Source organism: Ruegeria sp. HU-ET01832, assembly GCF_040371315.1.
Lineage (GTDB): Bacteria > Pseudomonadota > Alphaproteobacteria > Rhodobacterales > Rhodobacteraceae > Ruegeria > Ruegeria lacuscaerulensis_A.
In genome coordinates, this window is sequence record NZ_BAABWL010000005.1 from 295445 (window position 1) to 311505 (window position 16061).

Annotated in this window: 14 protein-coding genes; 8 read left to right on the top strand and 6 right to left on the bottom strand. The window is 57.9% G+C overall.

Annotated features, from left to right (window positions below):
- Window positions 1-112: 112 nt before the first annotated feature.
- The 4 genes from rpoD to ABWV79_RS16560 all read right to left on the bottom strand — a co-directional run bounded on the left by rpoD (window position 113) and on the right by ABWV79_RS16560 (window position 6100).
- Window positions 113-2104, bottom strand: coding sequence for an RNA polymerase sigma factor RpoD (gene rpoD, locus ABWV79_RS16545; protein WP_353393285.1), 1992 nt, complete (start codon window positions 2102-2104; stop codon window positions 113-115).
- A gap of 114 nt (window positions 2105-2218) precedes the next feature.
- Entirely contained in the window at window positions 2219-4165 is a 1947-nt protein-coding gene (gene dnaG, locus ABWV79_RS16550; RefSeq protein WP_353393287.1) for a DNA primase, read from the bottom strand.
- Window positions 4166-4246: 81 nt separating this feature from the next.
- Entirely contained in the window at window positions 4247-4543 is a 297-nt protein-coding gene (locus ABWV79_RS16555; RefSeq protein ID WP_353393289.1) for a hypothetical protein, read from the bottom strand.
- A 126-nt stretch (window positions 4544-4669) separates the two neighbouring features.
- Entirely contained in the window at window positions 4670-6100 is a 1431-nt protein-coding gene (locus ABWV79_RS16560) for a Glu/Leu/Phe/Val family dehydrogenase (RefSeq protein WP_170352734.1), read from the bottom strand.
- A gap of 302 nt (window positions 6101-6402) precedes the next feature.
- On the opposite strand from ABWV79_RS16560, the gene ABWV79_RS16565 reads away from it, so the two are divergent.
- The 3 genes from ABWV79_RS16565 to ABWV79_RS16575 are packed head-to-tail and all read left to right on the top strand — an operon-like array spanning window position 6403 to window position 9231.
- On the top strand, window positions 6403-8097 hold the full coding sequence (locus ABWV79_RS16565) for a pilus assembly protein TadG-related protein (protein ID WP_353393291.1): 1695 nt from the start codon (window positions 6403-6405) through the stop codon (window positions 8095-8097).
- Window positions 8094-8627: a TadE/TadG family type IV pilus assembly protein gene (locus ABWV79_RS16570; RefSeq protein ID WP_170352732.1), complete on the top strand. Its 534-nt coding sequence runs from the start codon at window positions 8094-8096 to the stop codon at window positions 8625-8627. The genes ABWV79_RS16565 and ABWV79_RS16570 overlap by 4 nt, the downstream gene beginning before the upstream one ends.
- Before the next feature lie 4 nt (window positions 8628-8631).
- The gene (locus tag ABWV79_RS16575) at window positions 8632-9231 is read left to right on the top strand and encodes a TadE/TadG family type IV pilus assembly protein (RefSeq protein ID WP_170352731.1); all 600 of its coding nucleotides are present in this window, start codon (window positions 8632-8634) and stop codon (window positions 9229-9231) included.
- Here the strand turns inward: ABWV79_RS16575 and ABWV79_RS16580 are convergent.
- Entirely contained in the window at window positions 9179-9679 is a 501-nt protein-coding gene (locus tag ABWV79_RS16580) for a hypothetical protein (RefSeq protein ID WP_170750536.1), read from the bottom strand. The genes ABWV79_RS16575 and ABWV79_RS16580 overlap by 53 nt on opposite strands.
- A 158-nt stretch (window positions 9680-9837) precedes the next feature.
- Here ABWV79_RS16580 and ABWV79_RS16585 point away from each other — a divergent pair, with 158 nt between their 5' ends.
- Window positions 9838-10749: a pirin family protein gene (locus tag ABWV79_RS16585; protein WP_353393294.1), complete on the top strand. Its 912-nt coding sequence runs from the start codon at window positions 9838-9840 to the stop codon at window positions 10747-10749.
- Here ABWV79_RS16585 and ABWV79_RS16590 read toward each other — a convergent pair whose 3' ends face one another.
- Complete coding sequence (locus ABWV79_RS16590) at window positions 10750-11337, bottom strand: TetR/AcrR family transcriptional regulator (protein ID WP_353393296.1); 588 nt, start codon at window positions 11335-11337, stop codon at window positions 10750-10752.
- A gap of 99 nt (window positions 11338-11436) precedes the next feature.
- Here ABWV79_RS16590 and ABWV79_RS16595 point away from each other — a divergent pair, with 99 nt between their 5' ends.
- From ABWV79_RS16595 to recJ, 4 genes are all read left to right on the top strand, one after another.
- Entirely contained in the window at window positions 11437-11685 is a 249-nt protein-coding gene (locus tag ABWV79_RS16595; RefSeq protein WP_170353139.1) for a hypothetical protein, read from the top strand.
- Window positions 11686-11809: 124 nt separating this feature from the next.
- Window positions 11810-13096, top strand: a complete 1287-nt coding sequence (locus ABWV79_RS16600; RefSeq protein ID WP_170352727.1) for a homoserine dehydrogenase — start codon at window positions 11810-11812, stop codon at window positions 13094-13096.
- A 69-nt stretch (window positions 13097-13165) separates the two neighbouring features.
- A complete protein-coding gene (gene glpX, locus ABWV79_RS16605) occupies window positions 13166-14146 on the top strand; it encodes a class II fructose-bisphosphatase (RefSeq protein WP_170352726.1) in 981 nt (326 codons plus the stop codon).
- 93 nt (window positions 14147-14239) lie between these two features.
- The gene (gene recJ / locus ABWV79_RS16610; RefSeq protein ID WP_353393299.1) at window positions 14240-15982 is read left to right on the top strand and encodes a single-stranded-DNA-specific exonuclease RecJ; all 1743 of its coding nucleotides are present in this window, start codon (window positions 14240-14242) and stop codon (window positions 15980-15982) included.
- The last annotated feature ends 79 nt before the right edge of the window (window positions 15983-16061 follow it).

Genomic DNA, 16061 nt, shown 5'->3' on the forward strand with positions numbered 1-16061 from the left:
TAGGCGACCAAGCCAGATGACACTTGTGACTTTCTGCCAATTTGAATTTTGGACCGGCCACTTTCACCACCCGCGCAAAAAAATAAGCGCCTCAGATGAGGCGCCTATTTGTCTATTGATCCAAGAATGACCGCAACTTGCGCGACCGGCTTGGGTGTTTCAGCTTCCTTAGCGCCTTCGCCTCAATCTGGCGAATACGTTCGCGGGTCACGCTGAACTGCTGGCCAACCTCTTCCAGCGTGTGGTCAGTGTTCATGCCGATGCCAAACCGCATCCGCAGAACCCGTTCCTCACGCGGGGTGAGCGAGGCCAGAACCCGTGTGGTCGTTTCCTTGAGGTTTTCCTGAATGGCGCTGTCCAGCGGCAGCACGGCATTCTTGTCCTCGATGAAATCGCCCAACTGGCTGTCTTCCTCGTCGCCAATTGGCGTTTCCAGTGAGATCGGCTCTTTGGCGATTTTCATCACCTTGCGAACCTTCTCCAGCGGCATCTGCAGCTTTTCGGCCAGTTCCTCGGGCGTGGGCTCCCGGCCGATTTCGTGCAGCATCTGGCGGCCGGTCCGCACCAGCTTGTTGATCGTTTCGATCATATGGACCGGAATACGGATCGTGCGCGCCTGATCCGCGATGCTTCGCGTGATCGCCTGACGAATCCACCATGTCGCATAGGTCGAGAATTTGTAGCCGCGGCGGTATTCAAATTTGTCCACCGCTTTCATAAGGCCGATGTTGCCTTCCTGAATAAGATCAAGGAATTGCAGGCCACGGTTCGTGTATTTTTTGGCGATCGAGATCACCAGACGCAGGTTGGCTTCGACCATTTCCTTCTTGGCCTGCCGCGCCTCTTTCTCGCCCTTCTGAACCTGCTGCACGATGCGGCGGAATTCGGGGATGTCCAAGCCGACATACTGACCGACCTGAGCCATATCATTGCGCAGTTCCTCGACCTTTGCGGTCGAGCGTTCGATGAACATCTGCCAGCCCCGGCCCGGCTTTTCCGCCATATCCGACAACCAGTTCGGGTCCAGCTCCCGCCCGCGATAGGCGTCAATGAATTCCCGACGGTTGATGCGTGCCTGATCCGCCAGCTTCACCATTGAGCTGTCCAGCGACATCACGCGGCGGTTGATACCGTAAAGCTGGTCGATCAGCGCTTCGATCCGGTTGTTATGCAGGTGCAGCCCATTCACCAGTTCAACAATCTCGGCGCGCAACTTTTGGTATGTTGCCTCGTCCTGCTCGCTGAAGGTGCCGTCTTCGTTCAGTGTGGCCGAAATCCGGCTGTCCTGCATTTCCGACAGCATCGAGAAGTCGGTCGAGATGCGTTCCAGCGTGGTCAGAACCTGATCCTTCAGCGCCGCTTCCATCGCGGCCAGCGACATATTGGCCTGATCGTCGTCGTCATCGTCGTCATCGTTGTTCAGCGGGTTGCCGTCAGCATCCAGCTCGGGGCCTTTATCCTCTTTCTCAGGCTTGGCGGCCTGCACGTTGGAGGTATCGACTACCGTTTCCTCGACATCGCCGTCTTCGTCCATCTGGTTGCCAAAGGTGGCCTCCAGATCAATGACGTCGCGCAGCAGAATGTCTTCGGACAGCAATTCGTCATGCCAGATGGTGATCGCCTGGAACGTCAGCGGGCTTTCGCACAGACCGGCAATCATGGTGTTCCGACCAGCCTCGATCCGCTTGGCGATGGCAATTTCGCCCTCGCGGCTCAGCAGTTCGACGCTGCCCATCTCGCGCAGGTACATGCGCACAGGGTCGTCGGTACGGTCCAGCTTTTCGGTCCCCGCCCCGGCCAGCGCAACCTCGCGGTTGCTTTCTGTCGTGGTCAGTTCGGTCGAGCCTTTGTTTTCTTCTTCTTCGGCTTCTTCATCTTCGATGATGTTGATGCCCATCTCGGACAGCATCGACATCACGTCTTCGATCTGTTCCGAGCTGACCTGATCCGGCGGCAGAACCTGATTAAGCTGGTCGTAGGTGATGTACCCTTTCTCGCGGGCCTCAGCGATCATCTTCTTGACCTGGGCCTGGCTCATGTCCAGCGAGATTTCCTGTTCCTGCTCGTCGGATTTGCGATCTTCGGTCGTGTCTTTGGCGGCCATTCAATGCTCCTGCAGGGATGGGTGATTCGATTGAACCGAATCATTAGCGCGTAGAAGTGATTCGGCTACCCGTTTACCCGTTTTTCTTTTCCAGTGCCTTACGAAAACACCAGTTTACCGGCGTTTCCGCTCAAAATTGATCCCGGACATGATTGCCTCAAACGCGTCTTTCTCGTCACGATTGATTCGCGCGCCATTGTCGGCCACGTCGAAAATCGCCCTGTCTTCATTCTGGCTACGGCTTGTGCGGTTGCGCTCTTCGGCCGCCTGAGCCAGCCGATATGTCAACGCCTCATCTGCCAGATCCGACAGCTCCTCCTCCGCTTCGGCAATCTCTGCGTCCAACCCCTTGAGAGCTTTGATCTTTGCGAGTTCCTCGGCCAGTGTCATTTCGGCCTTTTCGACATCGCCCGGTTTATGCACGCAAGGGATCACTGCGACATGGCGAAGGGCCAGCAGGTTTTCAAGGGCCTCAGCCCCCAAAGTTTCGGCTATGTGGTCTTTCAGGTTCTCGGGGTCGTCAATCGCATGACGCAGAATGGCGTGGCGCAGGGCGGCGTGGTCAGGGTCACGGCACTCCATCTCTTCCAACTGAATTTCGAACTGCACAACCACTTGCGGGTTCAACGCCGCAATTGCCAAAATCGCTGCCTCGCGCAGTTGGATTTCCGCACCTTCGGACGACGCCAAGAATGACGCGCGCGCGCCCGGTGTCGCCGTCGGCTTAGGTTGCCATTTACCGCGCGGCTGCCACGATCGGTTCTGAGGCTGACGCTGCGGGCGGAACAGTTGCCAGCGCAGATCCTTAATCTCTTGCCCATAATGCAAGCGGATCGAAGGGTCACGGATCAGCTTGATCTTGTCGCGCAGCGCCTTGTCCAGCGCCGCTTTGCGCTCGGGACTGTCGAAGACTTTGCCTTCGGTCTCGCGCTGCCACAGCAGTTTGACCATGGGGATCGCGCCTTCCAACACCGTTTGAACGGCCCCCGGCCCCTCGGCACGTAACAGGTCATCGGGGTCTTTGCCCTCGGGCATCAACGCAAACCGTAAGGATTTCCCGGCCTCAAGCAGTGGCAAGGCCAAGTCAACCGCGCGCATCGCGGCGCGCAAGCCCGCCGTGTCGCCGTCCAACGCGATGATCGGCTCATTGGAAATCCGCCAAAGCAGTTGCAACTGGTGCTCGGTAATCGCGGTACCCAAGGGCGCCACCGAAGCGCCAAACCCTGCCTCGGCCAGTGCGATTACGTCCATATAGCCTTCGGCCACGATCAGCGGTTGCCCCTTCCCTGCCGCTTGCCGTGCGGGGCCGTGGTTATAGAGGCTGCGGCCCTTATCGAACAACTCGGTCTCGGGTGAGTTCAGGTATTTCGCATTGTCATTCGGGTCCATCGCCCGGCCGCCAAACGCAATACAGCGCCCGCGCGGGTCGCGGATAGGGAACATGATCCGATTGCGGAACGTGTCATAGGGCTTTTTACCCTTGTTCGACGGCTTGGCTAGACCCGCCCCGAGGATCAGATCTTCCGCCACATTCTTACCAGTTAAATGATCCCACAGGGCCTGCCACCCATCGGGGGCAAATCCGATCTCCCACCGGTCCAGCGCCTGCGCGTCCAATCCTCGACGGGTCAGGTAATCGCGTGCGGCACTCCCTGCCCCGGTTTTGAGCTGCAGGCGGAAGAACTGCACTGCCTTCTCCATCACCTCGGCCAGTTGCGCGCGGCGGTCCTGCTTTTCCTGCGCCTTGGGATCGCGCTGCGGCATCGGCATCCCTGCTTCGCGCGCCAGAATCTCGACAGCTTCGATGAACGAGACATTCTCGGTCTCTTTCACGAAACTGATCGCGTCGCCTTTGGCGTGGCAGCCGAAGCAATAATAGAACCCCTTTTGGTCATCCACATGGAACGAGGCGGTCTTTTCATGGTGAAATGGGCACGGTGCCCACATGTCACCCTTGCCCTGATTGGACTTTCGCGGGTCCCACATGACCTTGCGGCCGACGACCTGAGACAGGCTGAGGCGCGTGCGCAATTCGTCAAGAAATCCGGGGGGCAAAGACATGGAGACAAACCTGCCAGAAATGAAAACGCAGGCCAAGGGGATGGCCTGCGCTTATCCACAGCGAAATGCAATGGATGTGGATTACTGCTGCAGGCACAGCTCCAGCCAAGCAGCGCCGAGGTCTTTTTTCCTCACATCACGCATCTTTTGTTTATAGACCCACGGAGTGATCAGGGGAATCGCCGCGTTGTAGTTCTCGGGCCATGTCGGCCCTGACTCTGCCACTGCCTGTGCCACGTCCCGTTCCTTTACCCGGTCCAGCCTTGCCTGCTGGATGGCAGCCACGACGTCTGACTGGAATTTGCAGCTCTGTTCCTTGGTTTCTTGAGCGGCCAGAGGAGTAGCCAGAACAATGGCCGCTATGGCGATACGCAACATGAGGGTCTCCGGGATTCGTTTCTGTCGCAGCAGCTTATCCGCCGCAAAGCCAACCGGCCATTGCCGTTTTGAACCTCACGCCTTCGTGTTGCGCAGGGGCGACCAATTTCCGCCCCTGCATTTTCCTCAAAGTCCTTTGGCCCGATAGCTTTTCGAGACCCGGTCTATCGCCACGATATAAGCGGCTGTGCGCAGGTCTTCGACATCATCGCGGCTATGCCAAACCTCACGCATGGACTGATACGCAATCCGCATCGTGTCATCGAGGCCCGAGCGCACCAGCTCAAGTTCATCCGCACCTTTCAGGTATTTGGCCTTGAAATCCGGTGACATAGACCACGCATCGCCCAGATACCGATCCAGACGCTCCAACTCGCTGACGATCAGCTCATGCCGGGCTTCTTCCTGACGGCGCTGCATCCGGCCAAAGCGGATATGGCTCAGGTTTTTGACCCACTCGAAATACGACACCGTCACACCGCCGGCATTGGCATACATGTCAGGAATGATCACGGTACCCTTTTTGCGCAATATTTCATCCGCACCCGCCGTCACAGGACCGTTCGCAGCCTCGATGATCAGCGGGGCCTTTATGCGTTCGGCATTTGACAGATTGATCACGCCTTCCAGCGCCGCCGGGATGAGGATATCGCAGTCCTCTTCCAACACCACCGCCCCCTCGGCGGAATGGGTCGCGTCCGGGTAATCCTTGACGCCACCATGTTTGACGATCCACTGCCGAACGGACTCAACGTCGATCCCTTCCGGATTATACAGCGCGCCATCCCATTCGATGATGCCGGTGACAATCGCGCCATCCTCTTCGCTGAGGAATTTTGCGGCATGATAGCCCACATTGCCCAAGCCCTGGACGATCACGCGTTTGCCGTCCAACTTTCCAGTAAGCCCAGCTTTCTGAATGTCCTCAGGATGGCGAAAGAATTCTCGCAGCGCGTATTGAACACCACGACCGGTTGCCTCGACCCGCCCGGCGATACCACCCGCGTTCAACGGCTTGCCGGTAACACAGGCCCGCGCATTGATGTCCGTTGTGTTCATCCGGGCATATTGGTCGGCCATCCACGCCATCTCACGCTCGCCGGTCCCCATGTCGGGGGCTGGGACGTTCTGGGACGGGTTGATCAGATCCCGCTTGGCCAGTTCGTAGGCAAACCGGCGCGTGATTTGCTCCAGCTCATGATCCTCATACTGTCGCGGGTCGATACACAGCCCGCCTTTCGAGCCGCCAAAAGGTGTTTCAACCAGCGCACATTTGTAGGTCATCAGCGCTGCCAGCGCCTCAACTTCATCCTGATTGACGGCCAAAGCGTAGCGGATGCCACCTTTAACGGGCTCCATGTGTTCGGAATGAACAGACCGGTAGCCGGTGAACGTATGAATATCACCGCGCAGGCGAACACCGAACCGCACCGTGTAAGTGGCGTTGCAAACCCTGATCTTCTCTTCCAGCCCCGGAGGCAGATCCATCAGGGACGCCGCCCTGTTGAACATCAGGTCAACACTTTCGCGAAAGCTGGGTTCTTTTGTGGCCGTCATCTATACCTCCGTGCCAACGAACGACTTGCGTTCTGTCGTTTTGTCGCACCCATTGGATAAACGATCAATATTTAAGCAAAAATAAATTTCGAAAAACTGAGTCGCTGAATGCGATCACGCGCGCGTGCATTGTCGACCAGAAGACAACAGAACCTGAGCGCGGATCATATTATTCCCGGTTTGACAAGAAATGGGCCTGATCCAAGGCGGTTTCGCCCAATTCCCGCCACGTTTGAGCGTTAATTTCTCAACGTTAACTTTTCCTTAGCAGTAGTGGATGACTGTTCAGTGAGGACGGCAATATGATTAACCGCGGTTTCAGAAGCGGCATTACTAAACGCTTTAAAAAACTACCAACGCCCGAGGCCTTCCAGCGCGAAGAAGACGGGTCGTTCACCATTTTCGTACTGCTTGGCGTGCTGGTGATTTTTGCGACCACAGGTATTGGGGTCGACGTCATGAATTTTGAACGCGACCGTGCGACGTTGCAGTCGACCTTGGACCGCGCTGTTCTTGCCGCTGCCGACCTTGACCAAACGCTCCCGCCGCGACAGGTGGTCGAGTCATACTTGGACAAAGCCGGCCTCAGTGACAAACTGAAATCGGTCAACGTGCAGGAAGGATTTGGATCCCGGACCGTGTCTGCAACTGCAGAAACAATCGTGAACACCAACTTCATGCGCTTTTCGGGTCACAAGACCTTGACTGCACAAGCGGCAAGTACAGCGGAGGAATCGATTGGATCAGTCGAAATCTCGCTCGTACTCGACATGTCCGGATCGATGAACCGCGCGTCTGCGGAAGCGGGAAGAACGAAAATCGAGGTCTTGCGCTCTGCCGCCAAAGAGTTCGTGACCCTGATGCTGGACAAGCCCGGCGAAAGCCAAATTTCGATGTCCATCATTCCTTACGCAACCCAGGTCAGCGCGGGTGACGACATACTGAAACATTTCAGCAATGTATCGTCCGAGCATGATTTTTCTCACTGTATCAACTTTACTTCGGCCCAGTTTGGTAGTTCGGCATTGGATCCCTCGATTTCCTATGACCGAACCGCTCCGTTCGACCCCTTCCAATACACCAACAACGCAGAGCAATTCCCCCGCTTCCCTGTTTGTCCTGTCCGCGCAGGCAGCGACATTACCGCCGTGACCGACGATATCGATGTTCTGCACAACCGCATCGATGCGCTCACGGCCAACGGCAACACTTCGATCGACGTGGGCATGAAATGGGGTGTCGGCATGCTGGATCCCAAATTCCAGAACGTTGTCGGAGAACTGGCCAGAGAGAACATTGTTCCGGATAAGTTTAAAGATCGACCCGAAGCCTATGACTCAGAGGTGCTAAAGGTCGCTATCGTCATGACCGACGGACAGAACACCACTCAATACATGCTGAAAGACCAATACCGCTCAGGCTTTTCGGACATTTGGTTCAACCCGGAATACGTCCGCGACGATGGGTCCACAGGGGAATATAGCGTTCGGTTCCGGCGCAACCCGGACCGCTACGTGTGGATGCAACAAAGCATCGAAAACGGCGCGCAGTTCGGCGGAGGATTCATTACTGCCGACTATCCTTACGGCAACCCTCCGAACGAGAACTCTTTTAACAATGAGCCGGGAACAGCGACGCGCATGACTTTCCCTCAGCTGTTCAATCAGGCCTCGTTGTACTGGAACGCGACCAACAACTACTTCTGGCAGAGCAATCACGTGTTCAACTGGTTCCAGAACCCTCGAATAAGTGTCGGACCAACAACCAAGAATTCACGGACAACCAGCATTTGCGGCGCTGCAAAGAATAATGGTGTGATCATCTATGGAATTGCGTTCGAAGCACCCAATGCGGGCCTAACGACCATCAAGAACTGTGCAAGTTCGGACAGCCACGTCTACGAAGTGGACGAGTTCGATGACCCCGAAGGCATCTCGTTGCAAGACGCATTTGCGTCAATCGCATCGTCGATCAAGAAGCTGAGGCTGACCCAATGATCCAAAATCTTCGAACATATCTAGGAAAACTTAAGGCATCTGAGGACGGCAACGTCGTTGTGGAATTTGTCCTCATTTTCCCGGTTTTCATGTTCTTCATCCTCAGCGCAATGGAATACGCGGTGGTTACGGTCCAGCAATCAATGCTGGAACGTGCGGTGGACATAACAGTTCGTGAGATTCGACTGGGAACCGGAACAAACCCGGACCACGATACAATCAAGGACTCGATCTGTGAGAACACGCTGCTAGTCCGTAACTGCTCGCGAAATTTGCGACTGGAAATGATCCAGCAGAGCGCGTTCGCCGGTGTCAATCTGCCCGAAACCGTAGACTGCACCGACAACACTGAGGAAGTACGCCCTGTTCGGACCTTCCAAAACGGTCTGTCGAATGAGCTTATGATTCTGCGCGCGTGCGCCAGGGTTGATCCTCTGTTTCCGACTTCGGCCATGGGGCGGGCGCTGGTAGATGACACCGGACAAATCGCACTAACGGCGACCACAGCCTTCGTTCAGGAGCCTTCGTAAGACTATGACTATTATCCATAGACTCAGAAATCTCTTTCGCTCGGTCAAACGGGATGAAAGCGGTATACTAACTGTCGAAGCAATCCTGATTTTCCCAATGCTGGTTTGGACGATCACGGGCGCCTTTGCCTTTTTCGATGGTTTCCGGCAAAGCGCGGCTAACCTAAAGGCTGCTTACACGGTCGGCGACCTCATCTCGCGTGAAACCGGGACTGTGACCGACACCTACGTCGACTCCATGCATGAGCTTTTGGATCGAATGGTCAACAGCCGAAACGATATTCAACTGCGTATTTCGCTGATTGTCTACGATGCCGAAGATGATCGGCACTACGTGAGATGGTCAGCCATCCGCGGCTATTGTGAGGCCTGGACTAACGACAACATCGGTAACATGCGGGATAACCTGCCCCCGATGCCCGATCAGGACACGCTGATCATTGTCGAGACCTCCAATAGGTATCAGCCCATTTTCGGGTCGAACTGGGTGGTCGGATCGTGGGTTTCTGAAGATCACACTTTCCGTAATTTCGTGTTTACTCGCCCACGATTTACGAATGAGATTGCTCAGAACCTTGGTCCTCAGTCCTGCTCGCAAGCTTAACCGACAGCATTTCCGACATAAACTTGGTCTCAGCGGCGGCTGTCATGCCGCCGATGCCCACCCGATGACCGAGGCGCCACCATAGCCCCGGGGCCCAGGCATTTGCATCCTTGGTCCGCGTGCGGATCAAGAAACCGTTTGACGGTTTGAATGCAAACACTCCGCGATCTACGGCTTCGATATCCTGAACCCGGGCGATCACACGCCCTGCCCCGGTTCGAACCACTGTATCGGTCAATTCGATGCTGTCGCTCGTGGCATACCACATTCGATGCGCCAGCCAGAATGCTGCAGCGCCAACGACCAGCAAAAACACAAGCCACGCAGGCTCGGGCGGCGTTGCCATGGCCACATACAGAACCATCGCTCCTACAACCGTCAACATTCCGACACCCAGCCACCGCCGTGGTGTCGAAGCCTTGACCCGAGCCAGAACTTCTTCCTGCATCTTCTCTCCCCGTTCGATGTGGTCAGGGTTTAGCGCCTTTCCCGGCTGAAAGACAGAGGGGCGCGACCTGCAATTTTTTGCACATAGGCGGTGCCTTTCCGCAAATTGACGCATGTCATCCAACGGCTAAGTATGGCCCAAGCAAGCAGGAGGCCCTCATGTCCCTTAGACCCACTTTGGAAACCCGGAACGCTGTCCCGACAATGGAAGGCGCAGGGGTCAAGCTGCATCGTGCATTCGGATTTCAGGATCCGTCCGAGCTGGACCCGTTCCTGCTGTTTGACGATTTCCGAAACGAACGCCCGCAAGACTATATGGCGGGGTTCCCTTGGCACCCTCATCGAGGCATCGAGACAATAACTTATGTGCTGTCCGGCACGGTCGAACATGCAGATTCGCTTGGCAATACTGGCACGTTGGGTGCCGGAGACGTTCAATGGATGACGGCCGGGTCCGGCATCTTGCATCAAGAAATGCCAAAAGGAAACGCGACCGGTCAAATGCACGGGTTCCAACTTTGGGGCAACCTGCCGTCCAGTCAAAAGATGACAGCACCGCGTTATCAGGATGTTCAAAGCAGGGACATTCCGGAAATAACCGATGACGACGGCACAACTGTCCGAGTCATCGTCGGCGAGTTCTGGGGCAAGACCGGCCCAGTCGACGGCATCGCTGCGGATCCGCAATATCTGGATATCTCAATCCCGGCCGGCGTGAAAAAGACATTCCGCATTGACACGTATCGCCGTGCCTTTGCCTATGTTTTTCAAGGCCAGGCCGCCTTCGCAGACGCCTCGCAACCGACGGGGGTACTGCTAGAGAAAGAGGTTGCAGGGCAAGAGGTCAACATTCGTGACATGTCGGGGGATCGAACTCTGGTTCGGTTCGGAACGGGCGATGAGGTCACGGTTCAGGCCGGTCCCGGTGGCGTCAGGTTCCTGTTGATATCGGGCGCGCCGATTGATGAACCCGTCGCGTGGCACGGCCCTATTGTGATGAACACCCGCGCTGAACTGGAACAGGCGTTTCGAGAATTGCGGAACGGCACATTTATCCGCCCAACGCATTGATCAAGCTGTCACTGATCTCTGAACCATGTCCCAGTAGATTTGCTCGACGGCGTCCAGCGACAAACGCCCCCCTGCGCGATACCAAGTCATCACGCCATTCAACATGGCGATAACCGCAAGTGTGGCAATTTTGGTATCGGCAACAGTAAACAGCCCTTGCTGTTGTCCGGCTTTCAAAATGGCCTCCAAAGAGTCTTCATATTTGCGCCGCACCGCTTCAATTTCCGTGAAGTTTTCGGGGCTTAGGTTGCGCAGTTCCATATAGGCGATAAAGACTTCGTCCGGGCGCTCCATGTGAAATCGAATGTGAAAGCCCACGAACTGCCGCAAGGCTTCGACTGGCGAGTCCGCAGGTGTCAATCTGGCGTATGTAGAAAGCAGCTCCTGCATGTGGTCGTTCATCAGGCGATACAGCAAGCTCTGCTTGTCCGGCGTATAGTTGTAAAGTGCTCCAGCCTGCACCCCGACCTCGGCCGCGATCTGGCGCATGGAAACCGCCGCGTAGCCGTGGCGCGCAAACAACGACAGGGCCGCCTTGCGAATACGGGGGCCAGTGATATCGGAATGAGAACCTTGTGTCCGTGCCATATTGCAAATGTATCTGAACGTCCGTTCAGATAGAACCCCGCTTGAATGCACTATTCAAAAGGTGCATCACAGGCAGAACCGCCATCGAAAGGGTTCGGCATGAAACCCCTGCCATTGCTGATTGTTTTGAGTCTTTGCGCCAGCTGCGTCGACTTTCCTGAACTTGAAGGCAGCGAGCCTGAAAGCCTGAAAACCACACGGTATCCAAAACTGATCCCTCTCCAAGAGAATCTTGGCCCCCCGATCGACCCAGTGAGCGAGGCCGCTGAGGTCGAAGAAGACCTGTCTGCCCGACGAGAAGCGCTGCAGAAAAAGGCGGACAAGCTACAAAGCGAAGAAATTAACTGACCGCCTGCATTTCCCGGTTCAGGCCGGCCTGCAACGCATTGCGCCCATGCGCCGAACCCGGTAAGGCACCCGGGAATGGGCAAGGCCCAAAAGGCGATAAATTCGAGCGAAAGGAACCCACGGGATGACACAGGCGCTGCGGCTTGGAATTGCGGGCTTGGGAACGGTCGGCGTGGGTGTCGTCAAGATCGTCCGGCAACATGCGGATTTGCTGCAAGCGCGCACTGGTCGCCCAATCGAAATCATCGCCGTGTCAGCGCGCGACGCGTCCAAGGATCGCGGCGTGAACCTGTCGGGCTATGCCTGGGAAACCGACCCTGTCGCCTTGGCACAACGGGACGATATCGACGTCTATGTCGAGCTGATGGGCGGTGAAAACGGCCCCGCCAAAGCCTCGGTCGAGGCGGCGCTGGCCAGTGGCAAAGATGTCGTAACCGCAAACAAGGCCCTGCTGGCGATCCACGGGCAAGAGCTGGCTGAAAAGGCCGAGGCCGCAGGCCGCGTGATCCGGTTCGAGGCCGCCGTAGCAGGCGGTATCCCGGTGATCAAATCCCTGACCGAAGGTCTTGCCGGCAATGAAATCACCCGCGTTATGGGCGTGATGAACGGCACCTGCAACTATATCCTGACCCGGATGCAATCGCAGGAGCTGGGCTATAACGCCCTATTCGAAGAATGCGCTGAGTTGGGGTATCTCGAAGCCGATCCTAATCTGGATGTCGGCGGCATTGACGCGGCACATAAACTGGCGCTTCTATCGTCAATTGCCTTCGGCACCAAACCCAATTTCGACGGGATCGAGATTGAGGGCATTCAGCAGATCAGCCTCGATGACATCCATCAGGCCGACGACATGGGCTATCGCATCAAACTGCTAGGCGTCGCACAGAAAACCGCGCGTGGGCTGGTGCAGCGGATGCAGCCCTGCCTTGTGCCCAGTGGCTCGGCCTTGGGACAATTGGAAGGCGGGACCAACATGGTGGTGATCGAGGGCGACGCAGTTGATCAAGTCGTTCTGCGTGGCCCCGGCGCGGGCGAAGGCCCCACGGCTAGTGCCGTGATGGGCGATGTCTGCGATCTGGCGCGCGGGTTGCAAATCCCGACCTTTGGCCGGCCCGCGACCTCGTTGCAGGATGCGGCACCGGCGATCACCGGCCTGCCTGCTCCTTATTACCTGCGTCTTGCGCTGTTCGACAAACCCGGCGCGTTGGCGAAAGTGGCTGCCATTCTGGGCGATGCCGGTGTGTCAATCGACCGGATGCGCCAATATGGCCACTCGGACAGCACAGCTCCGGTCCTGATCGTCACGCATAAAACAACACGGGCCACTTTAGACGTGGCATTGGACGGGTTCCGCGACACCGATGTGGTCTCGGGCGAACCGGTCGCGCTACGCATAGAAGAGGTTTGACCCTTGCGGCCTGCCTAGGCCGCAGGCTATGCCCAAGAAAACGCCTATACTGACCTGAGGATAGTGAAAATGAGTGCTGCCAAGATTGATTTCAACGACCGACTGCTGTCGCTGGGCCTTGCGCGGGTTGCGGAACAGGCTGCTCTGGCCTCTGCCTCGCTGGTTGGACGCGGTGACGAGAAGGCGGCCGATCAGGCGGCAGTCAATGCGATGCGCGAACAGTTGAACCTGTTGGATATCGCAGGCGTCGTGGTCATCGGTGAAGGCGAGCGGGACGAAGCGCCGATGCTTTATATCGGCGAAGAGGTCGGTACAGGTAATGGCCCCGGCGTGGACATTGCGCTGGACCCGCTGGAAGGCACCACCCTGACCGCCAAGGACATGCCCAACGCCCTGACCGTGATTGCGATGGGCCCCCGCGGCTCGATGCTGCACGCGCCCGACGTCTACATGGACAAGCTGGCCGTGGGTCCGGGCTATCCCGAAGGCGTCGTCAATCTGGACATGAGCCCGCGCGAACGCGTTGAAGCTCTGGCCAAGGCCAAAGGCTGCGCGCCTGCCGACATTACCGTCTGCATTCTGGAACGCCCCCGGCACGAGGCGATGATCGCCGAAGTACGCGAGACCGGCGCCTCGATCCGTCTGATCACCGATGGGGATGTGGCCGGTGTGATGCATTGCGCCGAAAGTGAAGAGACCGGCATCGACATGTATATGGGCCAAGGCGGCGCACCCGAAGGTGTGCTGGCGGCGGCCGCGTTGAAATGTATGGGTGGTCAGATCTTTGGCCGCCTGCTGTTCCGCAACGATGACGAACGTGGCCGTGCCGCCAAGGCGGGCATCACCGATTTGGACCGTATCTACGAACGCGATGAGATGGTGACAGCCGACGTGATCTTCGCCGCAACCGGCGTGACCGGCGGGTCGCTGTTGCCGCGCATCAAGCGCGAGCCGGGTTGGCTGGAAACCACCACCCTGCTGATGCGGTCGAAGACCGGATCGGTTCGGCGCATGTCCTATCGCACCCCTCTGTGGTCGCACGACAACTAGCGGCTTGCGCCGCGGCCTCCGGCGGTCGTATTTTGAACGAGAAGAAGGGCCGGGTCCGAAAGGTATCCGGCCTTGGCATATCAGGGGCGGGTCATGAGCTTTCTTGGGGTTGAACAGTCTTTGTCCGGGCGGCGGTGGGTCGGCCCCTCGGCGGATGTGGAACGCGCAACCGAGATGCTGGTGCAACAGGCTGGGCTGCCGCGTGCTGTTTGCCAAGTGCTGGCGCGCCGTGGCGTTCCCGCGATGGAGGCCCCCGGTTTCCTGGAGCCCAAGCTGAAGGAACTGCTGCCCGATCCGCGAGACATGAAAGATATGGAAACCGCAGCCACCCGGTTTCTGACGGCAGTGCGGGACAAGCAGCGGATTGCTGTTTTTGCGGATTATGATGTGGATGGCGGCAGCTCAGCCGCTTTGTTGCTGGTCTGGCTGCGGCAGATGGGGTTGCAGGCGACGCTGTATGTGCCCGACCGAATTGATGAGGGCTATGGCCCCAATGTACCCGCAATGCAGGAGTTAGCTGCGCAGCACGATCTGGTTATCTGTGTCGATTGCGGCACGCTGAGCCATGAACCGATCGCGGCAGCCAAGGATGCGGATGTCATCGTTTTGGATCACCATTTGGGGGGTGAGACCTTGCCCGAATGCGTGGCCGTGGTGAACCCGAACCGGCAGGATGAAAGCGGCGATCTAGGCTATCTGTGTGCGGCTGGCGTGGTGTTCTTGATGCTGGTCGAGGCCGGGCGGCAACTGCGTGAGGCCGGGGTTAAGGGACCGGACTTGATCTCGCTGTTGGATTTGGTGGCGCTGGCGACCGTGGCAGATGTCGCTCCTCTGATCGGGGCGAACCGTGCGCTGGTGCGTCAGGGGTTGAAGGTGATGGCCCAGCGGCAGCGGCCCGGTCTGGTGGCCTTGTCGGATGTGGCGCGGATGGATTCGGCCCCCAGCAGCTATCATCTGGGGTTCCTGCTGGGCCCGCGCGTGAATGCGGGCGGGCGGATCGGTCAGGCCGATCTGGGTGCGCGATTGCTCAGCGCCGATTCCATGCACGAGGCCGAGGCCCTGTCGCAACGGCTGGATGAGTTGAACACCGAGCGCCGCGATATCGAAAACGCCGTGCGCGCGGCCGCCATGGAACAGGCCGAGGAGCGCGGGCTGGACGCGCCTTTGGTCTGGGCCGCCGGTGAGGGCTGGCATCCGGGTGTCGTTGGCATCGTCGCCTCGCGCCTGAAGGAGGCTGCGAACCGCCCCGCCATCGTCATCGGTTTTGATGGAGATGAGGGTAAAGGCTCGGGCCGGTCTGTGAGCGGTGTTGATCTGGGTGCCTCGATTCAACGGCTGGCGGCTGAGGGGCTGCTGGTCAAAGGTGGCGGGCACAAGATGGCCGCCGGGCTGACAGTGATGCGCGATCAGCTGGAACCGGCGATGGCGCGGTTGTCGGAACTATTGGCCAAACAGGGCGCGGGCGAAGGCGGCCCGGCGGACCTGAAACTGGACGGCACATTGATGCCGGGTGCCGCCACAGTGGACCTGATCGAACAGATCGAAAAAGCTGGCCCATTTGGCGCCAGCGCCCCTGCCCCACGCTATGCCCTGCCCGATCTACAGGTGCGTTTTGCCAAGCGTGTGGGCGAATCTCATTTGAAACTGTCCCTGTCCGATGGCGTGGGCGGCGGTCTGGACGCCATAGCCTTCGGTGCGTTCGATGGACCAATGGGCGAAAAGCTGTCCAATCACGGCGGCGCGCGGTTCCATTTCGCCGGTCGGCTCGAGGTAAATACATGGGGCGGACGGCAATCCGTGCAGCTTCGGCTGGAAGATGCCGCCGATGCAAATTGAGCCCGTCCCCGGCCCCAGCAAAAAACTTGTCCCTCCCTGCATTTTTCGGCTTGCGGGGGTGGTAGGTAAACCGTAAAAG

Bases quoted from the DNA above. Each gene is read 5' to 3' on its own strand.
- rpoD (WP_353393285.1), bottom strand. From the start codon at position 2,104: ATGGCCGCCAAAGACACGACCGAAGATCGCAAATCCGACGAGCAGGAA.
- dnaG (WP_353393287.1), bottom strand. From the start codon at position 4,165: ATGTCTTTGCCCCCCGGATTTCTTGACGAATTGCGCACGCGCCTCAGC.
- ABWV79_RS16555 (WP_353393289.1), bottom strand. From the start codon at position 4,543: ATGTTGCGTATCGCCATAGCGGCCATTGTTCTGGCTACTCCTCTGGCC.
- ABWV79_RS16560 (WP_170352734.1), bottom strand. From the start codon at position 6,100: ATGACGGCCACAAAAGAACCCAGCTTTCGCGAAAGTGTTGACCTGATG.
- ABWV79_RS16565 (WP_353393291.1), top strand. From the start codon at position 6,403: ATGATTAACCGCGGTTTCAGAAGCGGCATTACTAAACGCTTTAAAAAA.
- ABWV79_RS16570 (WP_170352732.1), top strand. From the start codon at position 8,094: ATGATCCAAAATCTTCGAACATATCTAGGAAAACTTAAGGCATCTGAG.
- ABWV79_RS16575 (WP_170352731.1), top strand. From the start codon at position 8,632: ATGACTATTATCCATAGACTCAGAAATCTCTTTCGCTCGGTCAAACGG.
- ABWV79_RS16580 (WP_170750536.1), bottom strand. From the start codon at position 9,679: ATGCAGGAAGAAGTTCTGGCTCGGGTCAAGGCTTCGACACCACGGCGG.
- ABWV79_RS16585 (WP_353393294.1), top strand. From the start codon at position 9,838: ATGTCCCTTAGACCCACTTTGGAAACCCGGAACGCTGTCCCGACAATG.
- ABWV79_RS16590 (WP_353393296.1), bottom strand. From the start codon at position 11,337: ATGGCACGGACACAAGGTTCTCATTCCGATATCACTGGCCCCCGTATT.
- ABWV79_RS16595 (WP_170353139.1), top strand. From the start codon at position 11,437: ATGAAACCCCTGCCATTGCTGATTGTTTTGAGTCTTTGCGCCAGCTGC.
- ABWV79_RS16600 (WP_170352727.1), top strand. From the start codon at position 11,810: ATGACACAGGCGCTGCGGCTTGGAATTGCGGGCTTGGGAACGGTCGGC.
- glpX (WP_170352726.1), top strand. From the start codon at position 13,166: ATGAGTGCTGCCAAGATTGATTTCAACGACCGACTGCTGTCGCTGGGC.
- recJ (WP_353393299.1), top strand. From the start codon at position 14,240: ATGAGCTTTCTTGGGGTTGAACAGTCTTTGTCCGGGCGGCGGTGGGTC.